The organism is Paenibacillus chondroitinus NBRC 15376 (genome assembly GCF_004000765.1).
In the GTDB taxonomy this organism is placed as follows: Bacteria; Bacillota; Bacilli; order Paenibacillales; family NBRC-103111; genus Paenibacillus_E; species Paenibacillus_E chondroitinus.
The window spans coordinates 214,577-240,456 of sequence record NZ_BILW01000001.1 but is presented as its reverse complement, the minus strand read 5'-3'; the positions used below and the strand labels follow the sequence as shown (position 1 = coordinate 240,456).

The 25,880-nt window shown below is 48.6% G+C and carries 15 protein-coding genes; all 15 read right to left on the bottom strand.

Annotated elements, in window-relative coordinates; translation table 11 throughout:
- Positions 1–40: 40 nt before the first annotated feature.
- Positions 41–1,405: an ABC transporter substrate-binding protein gene (locus tag PCH02S_RS00965; RefSeq protein ID WP_127449182.1), complete on the bottom strand. Its 1,365-nt coding sequence runs from the start codon at positions 1,403–1,405 to the stop codon at positions 41–43.
- Positions 1,406–1,442: 37 nt separating this feature from the next.
- Positions 1,443–2,453, bottom strand: coding sequence for a hypothetical protein (locus tag PCH02S_RS00960; RefSeq protein ID WP_127449180.1), 1,011 nt, complete (start codon positions 2,451–2,453; stop codon positions 1,443–1,445).
- Positions 2,454–2,501: 48 nt separating this feature from the next.
- Entirely contained in the window at positions 2,502–3,815 is a 1,314-nt protein-coding gene (locus PCH02S_RS00955; RefSeq protein WP_127449179.1) for an ABC transporter substrate-binding protein, read from the bottom strand.
- A gap of 123 nt (positions 3,816–3,938) precedes the next feature.
- Entirely contained in the window at positions 3,939–4,628 is a 690-nt protein-coding gene (locus tag PCH02S_RS00950; protein ID WP_127449177.1) for a hypothetical protein, read from the bottom strand.
- A gap of 29 nt (positions 4,629–4,657) precedes the next feature.
- The gene (locus PCH02S_RS00945; protein ID WP_127449176.1) at positions 4,658–5,398 is read right to left on the bottom strand and encodes a hypothetical protein; all 741 of its coding nucleotides are present in this window, start codon (positions 5,396–5,398) and stop codon (positions 4,658–4,660) included.
- Positions 5,399–5,426: 28 nt separating this feature from the next.
- The gene (locus PCH02S_RS00940; RefSeq protein WP_127449174.1) at positions 5,427–6,128 is read right to left on the bottom strand and encodes a hypothetical protein; all 702 of its coding nucleotides are present in this window, start codon (positions 6,126–6,128) and stop codon (positions 5,427–5,429) included.
- Between the two features lie 41 nt (positions 6,129–6,169).
- Positions 6,170–7,087 (bottom strand): carbohydrate ABC transporter permease, encoded by a 918-nt coding sequence (locus PCH02S_RS00935; RefSeq protein WP_379171146.1) that lies wholly within the window; start codon positions 7,085–7,087, stop codon positions 6,170–6,172.
- A 66-nt stretch (positions 7,088–7,153) separates the two neighbouring features.
- Positions 7,154–8,014 (bottom strand): carbohydrate ABC transporter permease, encoded by an 861-nt coding sequence (locus tag PCH02S_RS00930; RefSeq protein WP_127449170.1) that lies wholly within the window; start codon positions 8,012–8,014, stop codon positions 7,154–7,156.
- Positions 8,011–10,284 carry a DUF5696 domain-containing protein gene (locus PCH02S_RS00925; protein WP_127449168.1) on the bottom strand — a complete coding sequence of 758 codons (2,274 nt, stop codon included), beginning with the start codon at positions 10,282–10,284 and terminating at the stop codon, positions 8,011–8,013. Before PCH02S_RS00925 ends, PCH02S_RS00930 begins: the two co-directional genes overlap by 4 nt.
- Entirely contained in the window at positions 10,281–12,395 is a 2,115-nt protein-coding gene (locus PCH02S_RS00920) for a YIP1 family protein (RefSeq protein ID WP_127449166.1), read from the bottom strand. Before PCH02S_RS00920 ends, PCH02S_RS00925 begins: the two co-directional genes overlap by 4 nt.
- On the bottom strand, positions 12,382–15,513 hold the full coding sequence (locus PCH02S_RS00915; RefSeq protein ID WP_246068895.1) for a glycosyl hydrolase: 3,132 nt from the start codon (positions 15,511–15,513) through the stop codon (positions 12,382–12,384). The genes PCH02S_RS00920 and PCH02S_RS00915 overlap by 14 nt, the downstream gene beginning before the upstream one ends.
- Complete coding sequence (locus PCH02S_RS00910) at positions 15,494–17,581, bottom strand: beta-galactosidase (protein WP_127449163.1); 2,088 nt, start codon at positions 17,579–17,581, stop codon at positions 15,494–15,496. The genes PCH02S_RS00915 and PCH02S_RS00910 overlap by 20 nt, the downstream gene beginning before the upstream one ends.
- Positions 17,578–20,739, bottom strand: a complete 3,162-nt coding sequence (locus PCH02S_RS00905; protein ID WP_127449161.1) for a glycoside hydrolase family 2 TIM barrel-domain containing protein — start codon at positions 20,737–20,739, stop codon at positions 17,578–17,580. Before PCH02S_RS00905 ends, PCH02S_RS00910 begins: the two co-directional genes overlap by 4 nt.
- A gap of 25 nt (positions 20,740–20,764) precedes the next feature.
- On the bottom strand, positions 20,765–22,837 hold the full coding sequence (locus PCH02S_RS00900; protein WP_246068894.1) for a glycoside hydrolase family protein: 2,073 nt from the start codon (positions 22,835–22,837) through the stop codon (positions 20,765–20,767).
- A complete protein-coding gene (locus PCH02S_RS00895) occupies positions 22,789–25,869 on the bottom strand; it encodes a glycosyl hydrolase 2 galactose-binding domain-containing protein (RefSeq protein WP_246068893.1) in 3,081 nt (1,026 codons plus the stop codon). Before PCH02S_RS00895 ends, PCH02S_RS00900 begins: the two co-directional genes overlap by 49 nt.
- Positions 25,870–25,880 lie beyond the last annotated feature (11 nt).

Sequence of the window (25,880 nt, the reverse complement as noted above, 5' to 3'; positions counted from 1 at the left end):
AATTTGATTTGTCATGTATGTTAGCATGGTTGGTAAACGGTTATTTGGTCGTGCTTGCAGCCTTATTAATTTCACTTTTAGCTGCTTTTGCGGTCTCAATGGCTTTCGTAGCTTGTTCCTGAACCATCCTGAGCGCTGTTACGGAATCTTTGGACTCCTTAAAAATAAGCGGTTGGAATACGCCTTGAACAGGCACGTCATACCAAACTAAACCAGAATTACGTGCAGCAGGAGGCATCGCATTTTGACTGCTAAAAATGGATTCTACGTGCTTACCCTGCATTTGAGGCAAGTTTTTCCCGAAGGCTGCTTTGACCGCATCCGTCTGGAGCGGACCGATGACGCCTTCTTTGGCAAGCTCAATTTGATGCTCTTCCGAAAGCAGTGCATCCATGACCTGGAAGGCAAGATCTTTTTTCTTCGATTGCTTCGTGATGTACATCGAGTACACATTCGGCTGATATTTGGTGTTAGGGGCATCACTTAAAGACGGAACAGAAGCAATGTCGAAATTCAAGTTTTTGTTTTCCTCATAAAACTTGACTAAATGATCACTCACCGTTGCGACGGCCATAGCGATACTTGGCTTGGAGGCAAACGTTTCCACCGTATCAAACTGGTTGGCTGGAATGTCGTAGAATCTCCTCATGTTGTCTACCAGCTTCTTCCAATTGGGATCGCTCATATCACCTTTATCCTCAGTTTTGCTTAACGGGGACAGGGACAATTGATTATAATTTAAATAATGGCCCGGGTTTTGGGAGAAACCTTTGTACGTAACGTCACCTTCAACGCGCGTCAGCTTTTTCGCCAACTCGTAGATCTCATCGTATGTCATGCCATCTTTCGGGTAATCAACACCGAATTTATCGAAGATATCTTTGTTGTAAAATAAAGCAAAATCGTTGTTATAGAACGGAAGCCCGTATATTTTTCCATCCGGGGTTAAATTTTTGATTTGCGCCATATAAGCCGGATTCAATTTGCTCGTATCGAAGTTATACTTTTTGATCAGATCGCTAATATCATATTGAAGGTCATTATCGATCAAATACCTTTGAACGTTCATCCGAGTGTCGTCCATGATAATATCAGGAATCGTCCCGGCTGCGATCAAGTCCTTGTACTGTCTGCCTGGATTGTCCCAAGCTACGTGTTTGATCGTGACATTCGGAAATTTCTTCTTAATAAAGTCTCCGACTTGTTTCTGAAAAATTTCCTCTTTGACATAATAAGCCGGCCATACGGTATAAATAAACAATTCGTTATCTGGTGACGATTGGGCTTGCGGTGAGGTTTTCTCATCCGTTCCACCCGGTTTGGCACTTGGAGCTGCCTCGTTCGTACATCCAGCCGCCAGCGCAAGGGTAAGCGCAAGAGCCAGACTTATTTGTACTCGTTTCATTACGACGATTACCTCCTTCACGAACCGTAAGAATTAGTTATCCATTCTGCAACGTCCACAAGACAATGTTATCCCAAAGCTTCCAGCCCGCATCCGTAGAAGTATCCTGCATGCCGTTACTCCAATAGTAGTAGGATAATCGCGCTTTCACTTCATAACCGTTATCGCCTTTCGCGCCTTTATCATAGTAATAAAGAGCAGCCTTCGTTTTATCGCCGGGAACCGTAGCGATCACTTTCGCTTCCTTGCCTGGAAGCCCATAACTGACGCCGAAATTATCGCCGGTTTCCGTGTAAACTTCTACCGTTCCTGATAAGCCGCCGGCAATCTTAGATTTACTATCGACGATATCAATTGATTTCAGCTTCTTGACCGTCGTGCCTTCCTCTTGGGAGGAGAGTCCGAGATAGAACATCCCATGGCTTTTCACATACACCGTTGGAATGGCAACTTCTTTCATCACACCTGTTTTCAGAAATTTTGAATTCGTCGTTTGGCTGATGTAGATTAAATCGAACCCTTTCGTCGCATCAGCAGTAAGCTCACGATCTGCAAGATGGGTTACGCTAAATCCCATCCCTTTCAAACGGCTTGCAATCGCAACGTCTTCAGCGGGAAGCGGCTCGGAATCCCTGCCGACAAGAAGCACTTTCTTCCCTTGCGGAGAAACCTCCGCTTTCTGAGCTGCCTCTGGTTGGCTCGCAGCCGGCGTTGGCGCAGCCGGTGCCTGGGCAGGTGCTTCACTTGCCTTCGCTGTGGAAGCCGCAGCCGGCGCCTTCGCTGCATCAGCCGTAGGGCTTGCCGCTTTTGTTGCTTCCACGGTTGCAGCAGGCGTTACTGAAGCTGCAGGTGTTGACGAAGCTGCGGGAGACTCAGAAGCCTTCGCCGTAGCAGTTGGAGTCGCCGATGGTGTTGCCGTTGCTGTCGCTGTAACCGTTGACGCAGGTGTTGTCGATACGCCCGGATCAGCTGCTTTCTCTGAGGATGAACAGGCGCTCATCGCGATAGTCATAAACACAGCGATGAGGAGCAATAATAAACGTTTCATGAAATGGGTCACCCCTTTTTCAAATTGGAATGAAGGCCCTATGCTGCATTATTGGGCGGCTTTCTCAGTCTGAATCGCTTTTGTTGCAGATTCTTCAATCATGCGCAGTGCGGTTACGGAGTCCTTGGATTCTCCGAAGATCAGAGGCTGGAACACACCGTGTACCGGCACGTCAATGTAAGTTAAACCTGAAGCGCGAGCCGCTGGCGGCATGGCATTTTTACCGTAGAAGATAGCTTGCGTATGTTTCCCTTGCATTTGCGGCAAGTTTTTACCGAAAGCTTCTTGTACTTTCTGCGTTTGCAGCGGTCCGATGATGCCTTCTTTCGCGAAATTGATTTGCATCTCTTCAGAAAGCAGGTACTGGATTACTTGGAAAGCTTGATCTTTTTTGGTCGACTGTTTGGTAATGTATGCCGAGTATAGATTTGGCTGAGCTTTGACGCCCGGCGCATCTGAGAAGGATGGCATTGCAGCGATATCAAAGTTCAAGTTTTTATTTTGCTCATACCACTGAACGATCTTCTCTGTCACGTGAACACTCATCGCCATTTTCCCTTTCGGGAAATCATCGACGGATGTAAATTGGTTAGCCGGAATCTCATAGAAACGTCTTAAATTGTCGACTTCCTTCTTCCAGCCCGGTGTATTCATTTCCGCCCTGTCTTCCGTCAAGCTGAGAGGTGAAAGGGAGAGCTGATTATAAGTCATGTACAAACCAGGATGCTGTTGGTACCCTTTGTACGTATTTTCACCTTCGACACGAGTCAGCTTTTTCGCTAATTCATAAACTTCATCATAGGTCATTCCGTCTTTCGGATAATCCACACCGAATTTATCGAAAATATCTTTGTTATAGAACAGAACGAAATCGCTCATTTGGAAAGGCAAACCATAAATTTTTCCTTCCGGCGTTACGTTCTTCATTTGCGTCATTGCCGCAGGATTTAATGTGCTTGTGTCAAAATTATACTTTTTGATCAAGTCTGTCATATCGTACTGCAAATCGTTTTTCAAAATATAACGCTGCAAGTTCATTCGGGCATTATCAATCACAATGTCAGGAATTGTGCCAGCTGCTATCAGATCCTTATATTGCCGGCCGGGATTATCCCACTGCACGTGTTTGAAAGTAAGATCTGGAAATTTCTTCTTAAGGTATTGCCCCACTTGTTTCTCCCAGATATCTTCTTTGGCATAAAAGGCTGGATACACGGTATAAATGAATATTTCGTTATCCGGTGATTTGTTTGCTGATGCAACGGGCTGCTGTTTATCGCTTTGAGCTGGCTCGGACGTACAGCCTGTCAGGATAACAAATGCCGAGGTGATCGCTAAAGATGCTTTGAGAAATTTTTTCATTTTCTCTATGAACCTCCCAATCGTGATTTCAAATTTTGTATACTTTCACTTTATTACGAAATGTTTACGTTTACATTAGGGGGGTTCTCCAACATTATAGGTTGTTTGTTGCATCATTCCGATTCAACCTTTACCCACTGCCCAGTGAACGGCTGCATCAAAAAGCTTCCATCCATTATCCGTCCTGTTGATTTCTTCCCCGCCTGTCAAATTGAAAAACAAGCGCTTGGCCGGCAAAACTTGGCCGCTCATATTTTTCGTACCTTTGTCAAAAGTACAAATCACGGCACGTTTATCGTTATCCGGTGCTGAGGCGATAATAACGCCTCCCTGCGGCACAACAAAGCTGATCTTCGCCGCTTCTTTATAAATGTCCACGCTGCCCGGTAATCCGGCCGCAAGCTCGTGCTTACTCTCTTTTATCACGATCGACAGGCCGGTATAATCTCCGTAATCCGAATTATCTTTGCTGGCCAATCCCACTTCGCCTAATATTTTGCCATTGGCATAGATGACAGGCGCAGTTGATCCGAGCAATTTATCCGCAACACGATGAGAGCCTGCGAATGAGCTGACAAAGACCAAACCGTAATTGGCCGGCTGTTCCGGAGTAAGCTCTTTATCTGACATCAGCGTAGTCTCATAACCAAGCTCCTTGAAATGCTTCATCACAATTCGGTCGTTTGCACTGTCCGTGCCGACAAAAAGAACTTTCTTCCCGTTTCCAGCTTCTTTTTGCGTCGTCGGCATGGAACAGGCAGCGCTTGCAAACATAAGGATGATGATCATTAAGTAAGAAAACAACTGCTTCATTAACTCCCCGCCTCTCTCAAGAACTCATGTTATTTGCTCTCTTGCGCCCAGCGGACAGCGGCGTCAAACAGCTTCCATCCCTCATCCGTTTGATTGATTTCTTCACCTGTCATCATGTAAAAGAAAACCTCACGTGCAGCAACCGTCTGCCCTTTCACATTCGTCATGCCCTTATCGTAAGCAAAAATGGTCGCCTTCATCTCATCATTTGGCACGGTTGCCACAACAATCGCATCTTTGCCCGGCGTTGCCCAACTCATTTTTCCATTATCTTTGTAGACATCCACATTGTTTTGGAGACCGGCTGCCAACGCATGCTGACCATTGCGGATTTGAATCGTCTTTGCTGCATTGTTCCCCTCCAGCTTGCCGTTCATGTCAACATCCGTCATGCCTGTATCACCGGAAATTTGCGGCTCATCGTAGATGACAGGGACTGGAATAGCCACGAATTTATCCTTGATTTTCCCTGAATTAACCGACTCGCTAACAAAAATCAAATTGAAGCCGTTGGCTTTCTCTGTCGTCACTTCTTTGTCGGAAACCACGGTGACATTCATTCCGTGTTTTTCCTTGAACCGTTTGATCACAATCCCGTCGCCACCGCCTTCTTGGCCGATAAAAAGCACACTTTTTCCATTGCTCTGCGACTTGGCTGCCGCGCTGGATGCCGGTTGGTTGGATACCGATACAGGATGACTGGTCACTGAGCTGCAAGCGGAGAGTGCAAAGACCATACAAGCCATGAGGGCTGCATTTACCTTTTTCATAGACGAATTTCCTCCCTGTCAGGAATGTTTATTTTTGTCCATTTTGAGCTGCCCATTGCACAGCCGCATCCAATAGTTTATAGCCGTCATCCGTCTGATTCATTTCTTCCCCTGCACTCAAATAAAAAAATACCTGCCGGGAAGCGACCGGCTCATTATTCATATTTTTGGCGCCCTTCTCATAGCCAAAAACAACCGCTTTCTTATCATCACCGGGAGCTGTTACGATCGTAACACCCTCTTTGCCCGGGATGGCGTAACCGATTTTACCGTCATTTTTATAAACCGTTACTTGATCTTTAAATCCAGCAGCCAAAGGATGTTTGCTGTCTTTGATTTGAACGGTTTTTGCCGCGCTGAGCTCATTGTAATCCAGCAGTCCCGTTAATGCGGAAATACTGGCCACTTGCGGCTTCGCAAAAACGATAGGCACCTTCGAGCCCTTAAGCTGATCATTGATTCTGGAAGCATTGACAGTCGGGCTGACATAAACAACGCCATAACCGTTTAGATTTTCCGGTTTAAACACGTTATCCGCCATATCAATGACGGTATAGCCTACCTTCTCAAAATGTTTCACCACATAAGGGTCATTTGTCCCTTCCCCTCGTTTGATATAGAGCATTTTAACCGGTCCGGCTGACTTGCCTGCCGTCGTTGTTGAATTCGAACATGCCGCCAGCATGGTGACCAGCACGCCAGCTAAACATAATGCGAGAAGACGTTTCATCTCTTTTTTACCCTCCGTTTCAACTGTCACTGATCAAGTTTCTATTCCACTAAACCTGTACGTTCTACGCCTTCTACAAACCATCGCTGCGTGAACGTATACAGCAGCAGTGGCGGGATTATCATTAAGAATGTTGTGGACATGCGAATCGCCTCGTCATTCACGGACGGCCCATAAGCCTCGGCTTGCTGACGCAGGGCTGAAGCGATCTTCTCTATCCCGAGCGATAAAGGCGCCGTTTCGATATCCGACAAGTACATGCTCGGCAGGTAGAAATCGTTCCACGTCCAGATGAAGGAAAACAGAAAAACGACGAGAATCGCCGGTTTGGCTAACGGCATCATAACCTTGTAGAAGATTTTAAACACGCCGGCCCCATCAATCCGTGCTGCTTCTTCCAATTCCTTCGGCTGTGTGGAGAAAAATTGGCGGTAAATAATGACGAACAGCGCTCCTTTTAACCCCAAGCCGAAAAAGGCCGGAACGATGATCGGATAAATCGTATTCAACAGGCCTAACTGTCTGGCATAAATAATGTTGGGCAGAATCGTAACCTGCATAGGCACAATGAAGGTTAACATCAGGAAAAAAAACAGCACTCGTTTAAATGGGATTTTCAGCCTTGCAAACGCATAACCGGTAACGGCACACGATAAGGTTTGCAAGATAGCCACAGAGAGCGAGAGGCCTAGGCTGATGCCCAGCGCCTTGGGATATTTCATCCACGACCAAGCCTCCTGGAGATTCCCGAGGTAGATTGTCCTCGGGAACCAGTTGACGGCTGGATCCAGCAAATCATCTGCATTTTTAACCATGGTCGCTATCATGTGAAGGATTGGCTTCAAATAAATGTAAGCCGTATCCAGCAAAATCAAGTAGATGAACAATTTGAATAACAGACCTTTATCCGCTTCCCGCCCGATAACCGCATAGCGGATTTTGCTGAGCAGCTGCAGCATGCCGACCGTCTGCTCTTCTTTCAATTTGATACGAAACATAGCGTCATCCCTCCTGTCGTAAACTTGTTAAGCACGATGTGATTTCGTCACCCTGGCGAAAATAATGAATAGGATCGCTAAGAAAAAGGCAATGATCATGAAGTAGATCCAGAACAAAGCGCTGTATTGTCCGTATTCGCTCTCCCTTACCTTCGACAAAATCGGATTGGTCGGAAACGTAAAGAGATCGACTACGGTATAAATCAAATTCAGGAAAATAAACGGCGTCATGGCAGGCAGCGTAATTTTCCAGAACGTTTCCCAAGGTCCTGCGCCATCAATTCGGGCTGCTTCATAAGCGGAATTCGAAATCGTCTGTCTGCCGCCAAGGAAGATCATAATTTGCACGCCGGAATACCACAGAATAAGTACAAACGAGTTCAAAATGGAAATCAGCGGATCTGACCACGTGGCCGATAAGTTAGCCTGGATAAGGCCTGAAATGTTGAATTTGGACATAAAGCCGAGATCGCCTTCGCCCTGCGTCAGAAATTCCTTCACGACCTCGCCTGTCGCCAAGATGACGGGAAGGAAGAAGATGGCCCGAAAAAACGTGCGTCCGGGGAATTTTTGATTCAAAATAATCGCAATTAACAACGCGAATATGACAATGATCGGAATCATGAAAAGCGCTTGCCGCAGAAACGGCAGCAGTTGATTGTACAACAGGCTCCCGTTCTCAAACAGAATGTACTTATAATGCGTCCAGCCAATATAACGGGTCGTCGTTTTGGTTGCAGTTATAGTTACATCCTGAAAACTCATAAACAAGGAATAGCCGATCGGGAACGCCATAAAAAAGATAAAACCGATGAGCCACGGAGCGATGAACAGCGTTCCTTCCAAATATTCGATCAGGGATGACCTCAGTCTTGCTTTCCGATTCATTTGCCTCCCCCTCCTCGAATAACAACAAAGTTATGTGCCGGTACGACCAAATCCCCGTTCCGATATTCCGTCAAATTATAGTTCACGATAATTTTTTTTCCGTTGGAATACGTCGTTTCTTTCACACCATCAGCAAGCTTCCGATGCCCGGTAATAAACTGATCCTGCACGTCTCCAAGCGCTTCGTTGTAGCGTTTATACTGCTCGGATGCAAAGTTCTCCCAATCCGGGTAATACGTGTTATAGAAGCGTAAGCCGTAAGAATTTACGTATTTCTTCGTTTCGGCCTTCGTGAATACGAAGGATGGCGCCGCTCCGTATTCGATATCCCTTAAGAAATCGTTCACGTCTTCCTGGCGGTTGTTCACGTATTCCGATGAATAGGAAACTAATCCGTGTGTAGCAATTTGGGCGAAGGGTACCGATTCATCCGAAAATAAGTCATAGGAATTGTCATATACCATGTCTCGGATGTAATTGATATGCGGCAGTGCGTAGACATTGGATTTCTCCCCCTGTACACCGCCAAGCGTATCCTTGATTTTTTGTAAAATCCGTTCTTGAATTTTGCGGGCCTCGTCTCTTGAGGAGCCGTACCCCGTGTTATAGTCGTTGTACAGCCTCTGGCCGAGCAACCCGACGGCAAGTCCATCGACACCCATGGCTTTATATTTAGGCAAATCGTTATCCACCATTTGTTCGATGTATTTATCGCTAACGACCGGCGTTCTCTCCCGGTTGAACAAAGGACTCTGCATCAACGTCCGGCCGGCTAAGTTAACCATGGCGTTAAACTTCTCGTCGAACCCGCCGCCCTTTGTATTATTCAAGGAATACTGTGCTTCCAAATACACCGGATAACCAAGTCCATGCGCATGATCAATGAATGCCTTCATGCCGGAGTCTCCGCCAAGGCGGGAATCCACCGGGAACGTTTGGCCAAAGGAACTGTAGCCGCCCTTTTGCCAGCCCGTGAAGGTGAGCGACATATTGTTGATGCCCTTGTCATGCAGGGAATTCATAATTTGAATGCCTTCGCTCGTCGTGGTCAAATTAAGGTAGCGGTCGCTAATGACCCCTTTTTCCCGATCGGCACCGATGATGTTCGTATATAACGGGATATTCGGATCTTTGACCGTAACCGGTTTGACCGCTTTCTCCTTCATTAAATACTGGCGGTAGGTCTCTGCCATGCCGACGTAATCCGTCTTCTTCTCGTCCAACATATAATAACGAACGGAACGATCGCTCCCAAACATGTGATCCCGATCATAATCGACATATCCCCACGAATCAGGGACATTCGTATTTCTTGTTGTAAACTGCAGGAAGCTGGAACGATAATTCATCTGGGCCCCAATCCAGTTGTAATTGCTTAGGACACCTGCCGGAGCAGCGACCACGTCTGCATACTCATCGCCTTCGTGCATCACGGCCAGGAAGCCTTTCGATCCCGACTTCATACCGAAGACCGGCATCATGACTTTATTCCGGTTGTTGTTGATTCCCGGGAATGCAATATCTTGGCCGTATGTTAATTCATCATACAATTTGTTGACATTTAATTGGTTATCCTTGAATCGCACCAGAGCTCCTGCCCCATCCGGAATAAACAAGTAACCGTCCTGTCCGTCTGTGTACTCCGCTCCTAAGAAGGGATAAGGCCTGACCCAAACGAGACCCATTTTGGTCTCCTTAACGCCTTCCTGCAAGATTTTCGTCTCAACGTAATCCTGAGAGACCGTTACTTGAACAGGAATCGTGAAGCCCGTCACAGGAAATTCGTAAACAAGCTTGAAACCGCCTGGAATCGTTTGAATATCCTTGATGCTTCCGCCTTCCGCCGCCAGGTTCGTCTCTTTGGCCTGCAAAATATTTTTGGAAAAATCCACATATTGGACCATCAGCGGTGAGGCCAAATGCTTTTTCCAGGTCTCCGAAATCTTCTCTTTCGACCAATATTTCGGATCTGGGTAAGAGCGATACAGATTGCCATTCCGTTTGTCCTCGACGATAAAATGTCCCGTCTTGTCGTCCATTTTCAATCTCAATGTCTCGGATTCTGCCACTTGCTTGAAATCGGTATCAAGCGGCAGTTTGGCGGGAATACTCGCTGCTTCTACCGTCGTATTTTGCTGCACCGCTTGCGAACTGCGTTGTCCAGAATCTTTGAACTCAAACTTGGCACGGGTCAGGAAGGTGACGACGGCCGTCAAGATCAGGATGGTAACGATGATGGCTGTTTTATTGGTTTTGATCATCCGGATCATCTCAAGGTCACCTCCTGATACATCTGATAAAGTAACGATCCAAGATCACTGGTAAGTCCCATGATAATGAAAATAAGCACACCGATGACAAGCATCGTACATAACGTAAGGAAAACATTCATGATCGTTTCCCCAAACGTGTAATTATGGACGTTCTGAATTTTCCAGAAGATGAGCAGCCCGATCCATACCGTCATCGCATTGCCCACGAAATGATAGATCGATGCCTCGGACATCGTCATAACATTGGATATGAAAGCAAGCGGGATGCCAATAGCTATGTAAGGCAAGAGCGCATAGGCGCTGCCGATGAAAATGTGCTTGAAGCGTCCCTCACCCCGATAAATCGAGCTGACCAGGTAGTTAGCAACAATCCAAGCGATCCAAACGATGAAAAATTGCGTGAACGTCGAGTAAATATCGACAAAAGTCTTCGTATTAAAAGCAAAGCTAGTCGCGAACTGGCTGATAATCAGAGACGCGTATACACCGAGCAGAACGATACTGGCGCTCAAGTAGCTGCCTTTGTTCTCATAGTGAATGGCGGAAAAACCGTCAATCGGATGCTTTAGAACATGCAGAGCAAGCCTTAAATTCGAGAGAAAACGATTCTGACTCTTCGGTCGATTGCGCCATCTGGCCCGGAATTCACGCTTTGCGGTGAGCTTATCGGTTACGGTGTATAAGATCACACCAAGCAGGATGACGCTCGCTATCCAAGAAAAGTTACCCTGCAGCCACAGCATCCTGATTTGCCAGAATGAATCAGAGTACCCCTGTTGATTTCCCGCTTCTTTGAACAAATCTTTTGCAGTTTCGTACTGTTCTTTTTTAAAAGCTGACTTCGCAAGCCCCAGATAAGCTGGAGCGAATTGCCCGTTTAAACGCAGCACTTCTCTCCATGGCTGCTCGCTATCCTCATAACGGCCAGCCAGGGTTAGCTGGTTGGCTTGGTCTACCTTTTGCCCAAATTCGGACAAACGGAACACTTGCACGATATTTTCCTGATCGTCCAGGACAAACAGCTCGTTTCTTTCATTAACGTCAAGCGCTACAGGATTTTTCAACAGTCCGACCTGCGAGGAACCAATCGCAGATGCACCGCCCCAGAAGTACAATAAATTACCGGATCCATCGTAATGACTGATATATTTATTCTGCTGATCCACAACAATCATATTGCCGCTCTGATCGACCGCGACATCCGTTAGTTGAGGACCTGTCATGACTCCATCCGCCGGCACGTCCCATGGAGCTGTTTCTCCGAACGGTTTCGAGGAGCTGCGCAGCAAGTTATCGCCTTTTACATTCAGCTTTTTCAATTGATTCGTTGTTGCTGTTCCGCCCGTCACTGTAAAAATATAGCCGTTTTTGTCCGTCGCTACGCTGTTGATCGGCTCGGGCCTCTTAGCAACTTCATTGGCGTACATTTTTTTGGTGTAAAGCATTCTTTTCAAAGCGTCTAACGGGGAAATCGCCGTGCCGTTGGCACCGAAGAAACCTTGAAACTTGCCTTTCGGATCAAGCATCACAAGCCCTTCATAGCTGCCGTGTACCGCAATATACATAAACTCACGTTCATCCACCATGACCTTCGCCGGATCGAAAACAAACGTATCAGGAATGTACCGGGATTCCGGCCGTTTGTACTCTTGCATGACCTTGCCGCTGGCATCCAGCTTAAGCACTCGTTTGTTGCCTGTATCCGCGACATAGATGCTGCCATCATTGGTTACGAAAACACCTTCGGGTTTGTTAAAAGGGTTCTCCGGCAGGGTAATGTAACGCAGCAGCTGCCCGGATTCTGTCATATGTACAATGCGGTTATTGCCCGTATCCGCGATATAAACTTCACCTTTCGCATCGATAAAGATGTCTTTCGGATTTTTCATCGGCGAACTCATCTGAACCGTCTTGTTGCCTGGATCTGGCGCCAACAGATTCTGCCCGATGACCCCCAGCGGGAAATACGCCGGCTGAAGCCATATTAAGTTTCCCCGGCTGTCTTTGGTATACGTGGAGTATTTCACCGAGGCGAATGCAGTCGCAGGCAATAATGCGGCGCATAAGAGGAAGAACGATAGAACTAGCCCCCACTTATGGATTTTCATGCTCAAACCTCCGTTCCCATCTCTCTGTGTATAGTGTCATTTGCCCAAACAAGCCATAAGGGCTCAATTGATAGTCGCGAGTAAAATGCGGGCCTTCTTTACGGAAAGACGCCCAACTGGTTGTCAGCGTATCGCCCGACGCCTGATGGAAAGGTCCAAGCATATTGCGCGGGCTTCCCATGACTTCTACTTCCAAGCGGTTCACACCCTCGTGAAGCTGCTTCGTCAATTCAAGACGGTTCGCACTGCGCCAAGGCACATGTCCGGCCGTTTGCCCGTTGACCCTCACTTCGATGGTAACCGCGGCATAATCGCCAAGCTCCAGTACCGTCCGGCTTTCCGCCTTATTTTCCACCTGAATGTCAAAATGATAAATCATGCTGCCGCAGTAGTGAGGATATCCTTGTTTACACCAATCGCCAAAGGCCAAGGTTTCAGGTTCGGCCACAATGCTCCTTGAAGCATCGACGCCAAACGATCCGATCAAATAAATATCTTCCACTTCCATGCGATTTAAATAATTGCACGACAAGGTCAACTCGTTTTCTCCAGCTCTCAAACCGGATAAAAGCACCTGATCAAACGACCGGTCCAGAAACCAACCATCCGACTTATTGGCGATGGATTCGCCGTTAAGGCTGATCTCGTACTGTTCCGCGGACTCCACAACCAGATACACAGCTTCCTTCGGAACTTCGGTGTTATGAAAGGAAAATTTGAAATCAACCGGCTTGCCATCTTCCGGGTGGGGCTCGCGAATCCATTTATACCTTTGCTCAATGCCATTGCCGTAAATCTGTCTCATGTCCAAAAGCGTCCGGATGGCTTTCTGGGCTTGCCATACCTCCATCTCTTCCGACCAGCCGCCGTGATTGATGCGGTAGGAGCACATATCCAGCGTTAACACATTCGGCATTGACCGCGTGAACTTGCAGACCGGGCCTAACATCTGAGTGTCGGCTTGATTCGCGTTCGTTCGGCTTCCTTCTGTTTCAGCCTTGCGGCCGTACTTATGACAAATATATAACTTGGAATCTGCCGGACCGAATACCTCGTCAAAGCTGATATACCCTTGACGAAAACTGGTGTCGACTGCGCTTACTTCGCCAGTCAATGCCTTCCACTCTTCCAAGTAGCCAGGTCCTTCCAAGGCTACTTCGATCCGAACGCGATGTTCGCGCTCGCGGTCGTTATTGACGATGAACAACGCATAACGATCCCCCATATCTCTGAGCATATACAAGCAGTCAGCAGACTCTTCATCTTCTGCGCTCTTGATGCTAACTTGGCGTATCAGCATGTTTTCCAGTGCTTGGGCTGCACCAGCCGCGTCCCCAACGATAACCATGTTCGGGTGATCATAGAGGTCGGCTAGACGATTGCTTGCTCGACCTTCGAGCATTTCCGCGCGAGGTCCGACAGCGACAGCTTTGCCGCCAGCGTCAAGGAATTGCAGGAGCAGCTGGAACGTGCTGTTTAGCATCGTCCGAATTTCCGGAATGACGACAATTTGATACTCGGCTGTATGAATAGCAAGCTTATTGCCGTGAATCGCCCCTGTTTCCGCCATGATGGTTTCATCGCCCAAATCAAAATCGTAGTGCGCTCTTAGCAGCTTGCCGAGAAAAGCGTTAAATTCATGACCATACCGGTTCGTCTCGGAAACGTCACGGTCCTTGCCTCGGGCCGGAAAGCCGTAAGGTCCCGTGCCGACCATACTCCATGCGGTGGAAGCCGGATGAAGCACAAGCACATCTCGGACCGGGCGTCCTTCTGTCAAAACCGCAGACAACCTGGCAAAATAATTTTCCATGATCGCATTGTATTTCCACCAGCTGGTGTTGTAGTTGAAGACAGGCGGATAATCCCGTTTCCGGCAGCCTTTGATCGAGTAAAGCGCCAAATGCTGAGACCTAAGATTAACCCCAAGAACAAATTGGAAATCTCCGATCCATCGCTGTCCTTCAAAGGTGAAGCCCCAGCCCGTGCAGCCATAAGTCTCGGTCAGAACGAATTTTCTCCCGTACTGATTAGCCACACTGGTACACTGCTTAACTGTGATATATTCGTTCGTTTGCTCCGTCAACATATCGATGCCCGGCACATGCTGATAGCGGTAGTTGGGCATGATCGCTCCGCAAACGCGAGTGGCTGTGCCCAAATTATTTTCCCAGAGAAAATGACCGGTAAAAGCAAGGCCGTTGTTATCGCACCACTCGCCGATTTGCTTTGCATAAGATTCGCTGAATCGTTCGGTAACCGTACGCCAATAATCGTGACGCGCTTCTGTGGAGCGTTCGCCATTGAAATATAGATAAGGAACGAGATCCAGTAGATCGTATCCGCGTTTTTCTTCAAAATAAGCGGGGAAAGACCAGCTCCAGGGAATCCAGCCCCGCCCCTCTGTAAATTTACAATGACGGTCATGTAGGCTCGGCTCGTCAGTAAAAACGCCGCGAACAGTTTGGCCAAAATGTTCGCCTACTACTTTTTTGTAAGCCTCGTAGGTAATGTCGATGAATGCTTCAACTGATTCGGGATTCAATTGATCCGGAGGTGCTTCATTGTTGAACCATTCACTTCGTTCCGATATTTCTACCCGGAAAAGAAGCAGCACTTCATCATTTCTTAACTCTCTACATGCACCTGCTTGGAGTCTTTCACAGCGAATCAAGTTTCTTTCGTTAATCACTGCTTTGAACCGTGCTATGGTGTCGGTGTCGTCAATTTCCGATTGTAATAAGCCGGCCGGGATGACCTCTAGCGTAAGTCCCTTGGCGCGGAACGCGTCTCCGCCTCTCGCTTGCACAAGTCCCCCGGCAAAACCTGAAGGCCAACGGTCTTCATCATACAGCCAAGCCTGCATGCCCTGCGCCTTCGCTGTTTCCACGGTGGAACGCACCAGCTTCATCCACTCTTGACCCATGTAGACGGTTTCCAATCCATCTCTGGAATGAATGAAAAAACCGCCCATCCCTTGCTCCTTCATTTGCATCACTTGCCGGTTCAGCTCTTCCTCTTCCAAGTCGTCATTCCAAGCCCAGAAAGGAAGCGACCTGTAGACATTCGGAGGATTCTCAAACTGATGCCGCAAACCGTCAAGCTCCAAAGCTTCCACAAGACTCCGCCTCCTTCTTCTGTTGGAATATCGCGACGCTTTTCGGCAGAAGATCAACATCTCCGCATACGTTCGTGCCGCTGAGCAGCTCCTTTTGTTCGTACGTCCCTATATTTAACTTCCGCGTTTGTTCGCTATGATTTAACACAAAAGTGAAGACAAACTCATCTTTATGGCGTTGAATGATTTCCACGTCTTTTGGTGCATGAGCATGTGCTGCAATGGGAGAAGAGATTCCTTTACTTGCGCATAAATAGCTGATCCATTGCCGTAAAAAAATACGGCTAGGATCCGTTGCCACATACCAAGCTTCTCCTTGGCCAAAACGATTACGGGTTAATGCCGGTGAACCTGCATAATAATCGCTGCCAAAGCGCGCAACCGTCTCCGCTCCCTCCGGATGAACCACCTCACACAGCAAGCCGCACTCGTAGGTGCCTTGAAGCTCTCCTAAGTTCGTTTGCAGCACGAGCTGGTTTTTTTGATCCGGGTGCAGCGCGTCCAGTTCCTCCACCCAAATGCCCAGCAGCTCGCGCAGCTCACCAGGATAACCGCCCGGTGTGACAAGATCATTTTCATTCGCCACTCCGCTGTAGAACGTAGTGAGGAAGGTTCCACCGTTTTTAACATAACGCTCCAGCTTCTCCGCATAACCAGGCTTTACCATATATAAAACAGGGGCGACCACAAGTTCATAGTGTGAAAGATCTGTTTCCACATGAATGAAATCGACTTGAATATGTTTGTCATAAAAAGCAACGTAATATTTCTGGATGTGATCGACATATTTCAAGTGAGCGGACGGTCCGCCTCCTAATTCAACTGCCCACCAATTATCCCAGTCGAACAAAATGCCTACCTTGCTTTTCACCCGAGCATCGAGCAATTGATTGCCCAGCTGCTTAAGTTCCTGGCCAAGCTCTGCACATTCCCTGAACACGCGCGTGTGCTCATGGCCGGCATGATCGATAACAGCTCCGTGAAATTTCTCATAAGCTCCTAGCGAACGGCGCAGCTGGAAGAACATCACCGAATCGGCGCCGCGCGCCACGGCTTGATAACTGCGAAGCCGCATAATGCCGGGCCTTTTGGTCGGATTGACCGTTTTCCAGTTCAACACGCTCGGCGTCTGCTCCATCAGCATGAAGGGAGCGCCGTCTTTCAAGCCCCGCATGAGGTCGTAACGAAGCGCCATGTAACTCTCGGGTGTTTGATTTTCCGGATATATATCAAGAGCGACGATGTCCAGATAAGGCGCCCATTTGAAATAATCAAGCGGCTTATAAGTCCCGTTCCCCTGGAAGTTGGTCGTAACGACCGCATCCGGAATGAACGATTTAATCGCGTTATATTCCAACTGATAACAGGCCAACCAGCTGTCCGAATTAAATCGATAATAATCCAGTGTCATGCCTTGGAATGCCGTTTGATCGGAGTTTCCTCCGGAAAGTCCCTCGCTTAATGCGCTGGGAAGAACGATGTCTTCCCAATCATAGAAGGTGTGCCCCCAGAATCGCGTATACCAGGCTTCATTTAACCGTTCGAGCGTTCCGTACCGATTTTTCAACCATTCTCGAAATGCTTGTTCACAGTTATCACAGTAGCAGCGGATTCCTATTTCGTTGTTCACATGCCATAAAAGCAGCGCCGGATGGCCCTTGTATCGCTCCGCCAGCTTACGGACCAAAACCTCGGCATAATGGCGAAACGTCGGACTATTCGGGCAGGAGTTATGTCTTCGGCCAAACTTTCTTTTTTTCCCATCGGTCGTTACGGTTAAAATATCCGGGTACTTCCTCGCCATCCAAGCCGGATGCGCGGCCGTCCCCGTTCCCAAACAGGCATACATGCCATTCTCATGCAGCTTGTTCATGACCTCGTCCAACCATCCAAATTCGTACGTTTCTTCATCCGGCTGGTTAAGTGACCACGAAAACACATTGACGGTTGCAATATCAATGCCCGCAAGCCCGAACAGCCTCATATCCTCATCCCATATGTCCTTCGGGAACTGCTCCGGGTTGTAGTCGCCGCCATACATTATTTTGGGAAATGTCCGGCTGATCATCGAATCGCCCCCAGATGTGTTAATGGAATCATGGTTTCACTGTCGGTACCTTGTAACGGAAATGGCGCCGGCCACCGTTTACTCAGCTGCATCGGCGAAATATCTCTTGCCGAAAACGGCTTCAGCCGCAGCTCAAAAATCGTCTCCTTCGGATGAAGCAAATAACGATCCAACGGAGGAGCTTCTCCGCAGCTGTGATTGCCAATCGGAGCTTGCTGATGATCGAGGTTCACGATCGTTTCATTTAACCGTAGTAAGTCGGTTGTATGTTTCGCACGCGTTACATTCGACGTAGCATAATGGCTCGCGCTCACATCGAACATTGGCAAACCGCCTATAAACAAGCCCGTTCCTAACGTGTTTGTTACGGTTGCCCATCTTGCTTCCGCTTTATTGCCATGCTCCTGCGGCTTGATGTAAGGAACATATTGCTCCTGCACTGTTCCCGCATAAATGCCTAGCCGCCCGCTTTCCTTTCGGTCGATATAACATTCATGCGGGCCCAGCCCGAACCAAGCTAGGCGATCGAAGGTGCCGGGCATGACCATCTGCAAGCCCAGGCGCGGTAATGGCGGGAGTCCATCTCGCGGATTCACATGGACTTTGAGGAACACGTCCCCTGATCCGTAAACCGTATACACCATACAAGTCTCGAAACATATGCCTAATCCCGCTGCGCCAAGCGTCGCCTTCACCGTAATTTGCGCCGCATGCTCCCCATACGACTGCACAGAAAATTCGTTTGCGCGCTGTTGCAAGGCATCGTAACCGGCCTTTCTCCACTCTTTGGCTTGACGGCCGTCATTATCAATCGGTGCTCGCCAAACGTTGACTTTCGGGCCGGACTGCAAGAGCGGAAGTCCGTTATATTCGAATGCGCTCAAAGCGCCGCTGTTTTTGTCCCAAACCAGACATAAATCGTTACCGCTTACAAGCAGTCGCTTATGCTGCTCTTCCACACGCAAATTGTGCATCGGTTTTACGTTGATCAGCGGTGCGCCACTCGGTGGAGTAGATAGCGGCATATCTGCCCAAGCCACTTCATGTCCTTGCGGCGCCCACTGTGTCTCCTCCCGCATCGTGAACCGAATGCGGAGCCAGCACTCGCCTTTCCACCTCTCATAGGCCTCGCTGAAAGGAACGGTAATTTCCGCTTCTCCGCCAGGCGGCACATCGGTTCTCGGCAGCTCTCCCTGCTCCACAATATCCCCGTCATGCAGCAGCTGCCATGAGCCCTTCAGATGATCAAGCGATAAGAAGTCGTAGCGATTCTCAATTCTTACGATGCCGGACGGCATGTGGACCGCATGAATCTTCACCGGCTCAATCACTTTTTTAAACTCAATGAGAGAAGACTTGATCGTTCGATCCGGGAACACCAGGCCGTCAATGCAAAAGTGACCGCTGTTGGGATGATCGCCGAAATCGCCGCCGTACGCATACCACTCCGTGCCATCCTCCGTCTGCTGCCGGACTGCGAGGTCCGCCCACTCCCAGATCATGCCGCCAAGCAACCGGGGATACCGATAGATTGCTTCCCAGTATTCTTTCAAGTTACCGGATGCATTCCCCATGGCATGTGCAAATTCGCACATCAGGAAAGGTCTTGGATCATCCGTTTTCTCTCCTTCTTCAATCAGTGCATCCAAGGAGGGATACATGCAGCTCACAATGTCTACGACCTCAGCATCTTTGGCCCGTTCGTAATGAATGGGGCGAGTCGGATCTGCTGCCCGCACCCAGTCTGCCATAACATCATGGTTAGTCCCATAACCCGATTCATTCCCAAGGGACCAGATGATGATGGACGGATGATTTTTATCCCTCTCCACCATGCGGCGGGCTCGGTCGACAAACGCTTCCCTCCATCGCTCATCTTGCGCAAGATGGCTTTCGTTGCCAATAAAATGGCAACCATGCGTTTCAAGGTCCGCTTCGTCAATGACATACAGCCCATATCGATCACATAGATCCAGCCAACGTGTATCATTCGGATAATGCGAGGTCCGCACAGCGTTCATGTTATGCTGCTTCATCAGGCGGATATCCTCTACCATCGCTTCCAGCGGTATCGCATAACCGAGATCGGAGTGGAACTCATTTCGGTTTACGCCTTTGAGGGTAACTGCGGTGCCGTTGATCAAAAGCCGCCCGCTGCGGATCGCAATATCGCGAAAACCAACGGAAACGCTTACAGATTCTAGCGAAGCCCCTGTCTCATCCGTAAGTTCCAAAACTAACGCGTATAAGTACGGATCTTCTGCCGACCATTTGTGCGGGGCCGATACGGGAATGTGCATGTTGAGCACTTTTTCATCCGTTAGCGAGGAAACATCGGTTTTTCCGGTGTATACCGTTTGACGCTTATCGTCCATCAACGTAACGTTTACCGTATGGCTGTGAAGCGGTACCGCATGATTTGAAAAGCATTTAACCGCTATCCGGAGGTTCAGCTCTGCATCGATCTGATTTTCATGGAAGCTGGTTTGTACAGAAACATCCTGCAGATGCACATCAGGCGTTGCTTTCAAATATACGTCTCTGAAAATTCCGCTTAGACGCCATTTGTCCTGATCCTCCAGATAACTGCCGTCGCTCCATTGATAGACCTGCACGGCAATCGTGTTCTCTCCCTCATTCAGCAAAGAAGTAATGCGAAATTCACTATGCATATGGCTGCCCTGCCCATACCCTGCGAGTTGCCCATTCACCCAGACATGAAAAGCGGAATCAACACCTTCAAACACGAGAAATACTTGCCAATCCTCCCAGGTATCCGAAACGTAAAAGCTTCTGCGGTAGCAGCCCGTTGGATTATCATTAGGGACATACGGCGGATCAATGGGAAACGGATAATAGCTGCTGGAATAATGCGGACGTCCAACTCCCTGCATCTGCCAATTGCCAGGTACCGGCATGGCAGACCAATCATCGGTCTTGCAGGTAGGTTCGTAGAAGTTCGCTGGCGCCTCCGACGGATTTGACACATACTTGAATTTCCAACTACCATTTAGCGATTGAAAATATGGCGAAAGTGCCCGCTCGCCGATCAACGCCGTTTCTACATCTGCATATGGCATGTAACCGGTATTGGAAGGCTCCATACTGCGCCCAAGCACCTCCAGATTCTCCCAATCCGGAATTTCTTTCTCTCTCATCGAAATGCCCTCCTATCTTTCACCGTCAACCCTGTGTATCCCTGAAACGCAAAGCGTTATGTAAAACTAGCGCGATAACCCATGAAGGGTTCCATTTATTGCTGTGTCCCCGGTGGTTCCAATAGGTTTGGAAAAAGCCTTCTCCTTGCTCCCCGGCAACAGAAAATCCCCATTCGCCCGGTTTCGTGCAAATGCCCTGTCCCATCGCCTCCAGCGACACGCGTCCCCATCGTTCATACTGCTCTTTGCCGGTTAAGCGGCCAAATTTCCAAAACTCGTAGGTTGGAAAAAACACATCCAGATGATGGTTTTGCACACTGACGCCAGGCCAACCAACAGCGCTGAAATCCGTGTTCCGGAATGCTGAGCCTTGGTTGTATGCCGGATTCCACACATAAACAAAAGTTAAAAGCCAATCCGCAGCGATTTCAGCCCACTCCTGATACCGTTCATCCCTGGTCAAAAGAAATAGTTCGTATGCGGCTAGGAAAAAGTACATGCCCGCTTCTTTGTCCTCGCATTTTGCGTCAAGCGTGGAACGGGCAAAAGGCCGTTCGAACGTCTCGACATGCAGTTCGTAATAACGCTGCATCATTCGCTCAGCGAATTCCAAATAATTACTCTCCTGCGTGATCCAATAGGCTTTCACGAGAGCGATCAAGCAGGGGATCCCCGCAGCTGTTATCATGTCATCTGCCGGGGTGCCGTCCATTCGCCATGCGGATGGGTAGATACCCGTTAACAGCGCGCCGCCCAATAAGAAATCTGCAGACTCCCGCAGCGCCTCGATCCAGCTTCGCGGAACTTCCAGACCGTTTTCTCGAAATAGCAGCGTAATTTCCGCCAAATCAGCGATCGTTTCACCGTATGACCGGCTTGAGACGACGGGCTGCTTGTTCCAGTAAAAGTCGTCCCAAACTCCTTCATTTAGCCGATACATGCTATGTCTTACACCTGGGACTTCGGTACGGCTCTGCTTTACATAGAAGTCAACAGCTCGCCTGCAGTTCTGGACTCGTTTTTCCTGCCTGTTTTCAATGCCTAATTTGGCATCGCACCAGGCCAGCTTCAAGCACTGCCCCGTCCAACCGTACATGTAATGCAGCGGATGCTTGGGGACCGTTCCGTTAGAATCGGTAAACTTGATATAGCCTGCGGCCCCCTGCTCCCCGCTTCGATACCGATCATCCATCGCATTGGTCTTAAGTCGGATCATCTCATCCAGAGACAGCGGGCCTGACCCCACCGGCGCGAAAAGCTTATCGCCTTTTCGAACAATTTCACGAAAAGCATGGCCCCGGCGGTCTGCCACTCCCCAATCCAGCGCATATATTTTGGTTAATGTGCGGCCTTGCTCGAAATCCGTATATCCATCGGTATAGGATTGCGTAGTATTTTTAGCGATAAAACAAGTGTCTTTCTCCCCGTTAAACATCAGAACGCCGCTTAGCGCAACCGCCGTGATGCGACTCTCCTCTTGGATAGCTCCCAGCGAGCCGTAATGCACAACTCCGTCTTCCGTCTCCACAAAGTCAGGGATCGAAAACAAGGTGAGAAACCGCGTCTCCTCTTCCTCCCATTCCACATTCACGCAGGGAATGGGCATTCTGTGCTCTTCGCAGATGAAGCCAAGACCTGGCTCCACACCAAGCCGTGGCACGATCCGATTCGGATCAGAAGAAGGATTGTTATTGTAAATCATGTGGGGAATCGTCACTTTTTCACGGCTTCGCTTCGGAAGCGCGAACAGGATGCCCACGGCCGCTTCACGAATGAAGTGATTGCTCCGATTCTCCCAACTCACTTGCATCCGAAGGAGGTCCTGTTCGTCAAACGTCCAACTCAGCGTGACGTACAATTTGTCTAAAAAACCACTGATTCGAAGCATGCCCGTCTCTTCACTAACTTGCACATCCCTCAGCCCGGGAGTGTCCAATCGCCACGGTCTTCCTGTGGAATAACTTAGCATTTCATTTAATCGCCCTGTAAAAAAAGGAGAGGACTCACCCTCTGATTTAAGATTGAGCTGTAAACCTTCTTGCGTGACTGCTATCTCGGCTCGTCGCTTCTGATTGCGGCTAACAATGGTGTACAACACTCGGGGCTCACTCCTTTCTCACTCATCAAAGTCACCAGCAGGCGGTCTAACGTTGGATTAAAGCCGACTCGGCCCGTTAACGGCAGGCATACGAAGAATAGGAGCCCATTGCCTAAACGTTTCAATCCGACGACAGGCAGCTTCCGCTTACCCGGTGTCTCCGAATGAGCCTGGTAAGCAAAAACAATAGGTTCGATGCCCTCGCCGATCAAATGGCTATTGGTCATGCCATCCAGCCGGTCTGTCGTCAAATTATAAAAATAAGAGTAATCGTCCGGCTTTACGCTTGGCATGTTGAGACCGTCAGCTTGCATAGAAAGCGTATACACTTCTCGTAATTTCACCGTCTGAACTTGTGTATCATCTAATTCCCATGTACCGTTATCAGCGTGTTTTAGAATACATACGGCTGTAGCGCCTTTACGAACTTTCGCAAGGATAGCTGCCCGTTGGCTGTTGAATGCTTCCGGGGATGAGACAACAAGCGTACAGTCGTCCTGCACCTCTTCGGAATAACGCTCCCCGCTAACGTTCAGCAGTGAACCGAGCAGCTCCGACGCTGCGTCGAGATACGCGACCTTCTGAGTGGGCTGAGTTCTCGCCTTTGCGAAAGCCTCAAACGTAAACCGTTCAGCATTTAATACATGGCCGTCTTCATCTATCAATTCCGCATCCACATATAATAGCTGTCTGTCTTGGACGGAAGGCACGGAGAAACGAATTGAACCCGCGTAGAGCGATGAAGCTATCGGTAGTAAGCTGGCGATTTCGTAATGTGCGTAGTCCTTAGAATCGTCTCGCAGTGTTGCAACAATCCGGCACTTCCCGTATTCCTTCGCTGTATCGTTCAAAAGCCAAGCTTCAATTTCCAATGTCTCGCTTTCATATACCTTCCAGCGATCGCTTCGCAAATTAACGCGAACAGGCTCCAAGCAGTCCTGATAGGTGAAAAATGCCGGTTTCGGTTTTCGATCGACACCTACAAGAGCTTTCATCCAACCTGCGGGCCAAGCGTCTATCAGCAGATGGATGGCCGTGGATACAACCCGATCCGCTCTTCTGCGCCATGCATCCGTCATCAATTTCGTCGCTAAACTTTGATGCTTCTGACTGGCCTGAATCCAATCGTGCATATTGGTTTGTTCCGCATACCAATCTCCGTGGAGATTGTAGGTTTGTGCGCCATGGATGCGATTCGGCAGCCACCAATCCTGCTCCAATGTCGGGAGCCATTCCTTGGGATAACGGCTTATCATAAGCTCCGCATGATCCAATCCTTCGGTCCCATACTCGCCGCATCCGGCTTTCCAGCCCTCTCGGATCGTTGGAAGGTACCCTTTGTACATTTTCCCAACAGGAATGACGTTGTTTGTGTACCACAAATTATAGCAATGAAAATCGGGCAGCCCTTCACGGGTAGGCGGGTTGTAGTCCCCCTCCACGTTTTTAACAACTCGATCCGGATTCTCAACAAATATGGCTTGCCTGGAAGCTACGAAAAAAGCTTCCAACTCATTTCTGTGCAAATAACGGTGACCCTTGCGTCTTTTCTCAGTCCGAGAAGGCTCATTGATCAGCGATACCATGATGGAGGACGGATGGCTGCGAATCAGCCTTTCCATTTCCGCTGCTTGCTTCACACCTTCAACGAATTGATTTCGACGAATAAAGCCGAACGTGGGCAAATCACATTGATGCATCATCCCAAGCATATCGAAATAATCATAGATTTCTTCCTGCACGGGACGTTGTGTAATCCGGTAAAAATTCAAATTCGCCAATTTGGCAATTAAGATATCATCCATTAATTGGTCAAAATCGTTGTTCATCACACACTGCTGCAGATGCCCCATTTCATTGGCGCCTCTTAGGACGATCGGTTGATTGTTCAAATACAGCGTGCCTTTCGGAACCCGCTGTTCATCCATATGAAATTTCCGCATACCGAAAGTGCGATCCCGGCTGTCTGTGCACCGGCTGCCATTTTTGACTTCGATACGCACGGCATAAAGCAAAGGGGATTGAGGTTCCCACATTTTAAATGTTGGAAATTCTACTTTGTAACGGAAATAATTAATACCAGGCCCCGCATAGGCCACTGTAAATGAGATTGGCTCAATACCATCACCCTCAAAATTCTGAGGCATAATAGCCAGTTCCAATTCAAAATTCTCCATGACACGCGTCGTGGTGTTCACGGCATCAATCCAGACTTCCACAGAGCCGGTGTCAATATCCGGTCTAACGAAGACATCCTGGATAAACAGTTCTGACCGCTGTTCCAGATACACTTGATTGTAAATGCCCGCTCCCGGTGGACAGTGGCTCCAGCCGTTGTACGGATCATCCCACCCTGGACCCGTCGCTGCGTATATCTTATCGCCATCCAGCTTCGTTCCCCCGACACCCATCATGGGAATGTCCGTCTGAACCTCAACGACGAGCGTATTGTTTTCCTGCAAAAAGTCGGTCACATCAAATTCGAACGGTGCGAAAAATCCCTCATGACTGCCAATGCATTTGTGATTGAGGTATACCGTCGTTTTATAATCAACACCCTTGAATACGAGATATACGCGTTTTCCTTCTGGAATGCCGGGGTAGGCAAACTCGCTGCGATAAAATCCCGTCCATTTGCCATCTTCCCCGCTAGGTCCGCGGAAATCCGGGATCGTCACGGCTTCCCAATCCCCTGCACCATCCAGCACGCGAGTAAAACTCACATCTTCAGGCGTTTGATAGCGAAATTGAAATTGTTTGCACACTTGCCGATCTCGTGTCATCGAAGGAGTCGGCACTAAATTTCTCATATAGGGTCTATACTTTTCGCGCAGCTGTCTCAACTCTTCATGAAATCGATCCATCTGAGCTTCGAATGTAAGCTCTGGCACGCGCTTCGCTTTATCCGTACCCGGTGCGAAATATTTTTTATCAACGGTTATAGGCGGAATGTCCCGCAGTTCCTCTTTATTTCCGGGATGTTCACGAAACGCAATTTCCGCGAACTGATCCAAACGTTTGGTTGGCTCCAATCACATCTCCA

Excerpts from the sequence above, each read along its gene's own strand:
- PCH02S_RS00965 (WP_127449182.1), bottom strand. The coding sequence starts at position 1,405 with ATGAAACGAGTACAAATAAGTCTGGCTCTTGCGCTTACCCTTGCGCTG.
- PCH02S_RS00960 (WP_127449180.1), bottom strand. The coding sequence starts at position 2,453 with ATGAAACGTTTATTATTGCTCCTCATCGCTGTGTTTATGACTATCGCG.
- PCH02S_RS00955 (WP_127449179.1), bottom strand. The coding sequence starts at position 3,815 with ATGAAAAAATTTCTCAAAGCATCTTTAGCGATCACCTCGGCATTTGTT.
- PCH02S_RS00950 (WP_127449177.1), bottom strand. The coding sequence starts at position 4,628 with ATGAAGCAGTTGTTTTCTTACTTAATGATCATCATCCTTATGTTTGCA.
- PCH02S_RS00945 (WP_127449176.1), bottom strand. The coding sequence starts at position 5,398 with ATGAAAAAGGTAAATGCAGCCCTCATGGCTTGTATGGTCTTTGCACTC.
- PCH02S_RS00940 (WP_127449174.1), bottom strand. The coding sequence starts at position 6,128 with ATGAAACGTCTTCTCGCATTATGTTTAGCTGGCGTGCTGGTCACCATG.
- PCH02S_RS00935 (WP_379171146.1), bottom strand. The coding sequence starts at position 7,087 with ATGCTGCAGCTGCTCAGCAAAATCCGCTATGCGGTTATCGGGCGGGAA.
- PCH02S_RS00930 (WP_127449170.1), bottom strand. The coding sequence starts at position 8,014 with ATGAATCGGAAAGCAAGACTGAGGTCATCCCTGATCGAATATTTGGAA.
- PCH02S_RS00925 (WP_127449168.1), bottom strand. The coding sequence starts at position 10,284 with ATGATCCGGATGATCAAAACCAATAAAACAGCCATCATCGTTACCATC.
- PCH02S_RS00920 (WP_127449166.1), bottom strand. The coding sequence starts at position 12,395 with ATGAAAATCCATAAGTGGGGGCTAGTTCTATCGTTCTTCCTCTTATGC.
- PCH02S_RS00910 (WP_127449163.1), bottom strand. The coding sequence starts at position 17,581 with ATGATCAGCCGGACATTTCCCAAAATAATGTATGGCGGCGACTACAAC.
- PCH02S_RS00905 (WP_127449161.1), bottom strand. The coding sequence starts at position 20,739 with ATGAGAGAGAAAGAAATTCCGGATTGGGAGAATCTGGAGGTGCTTGGG.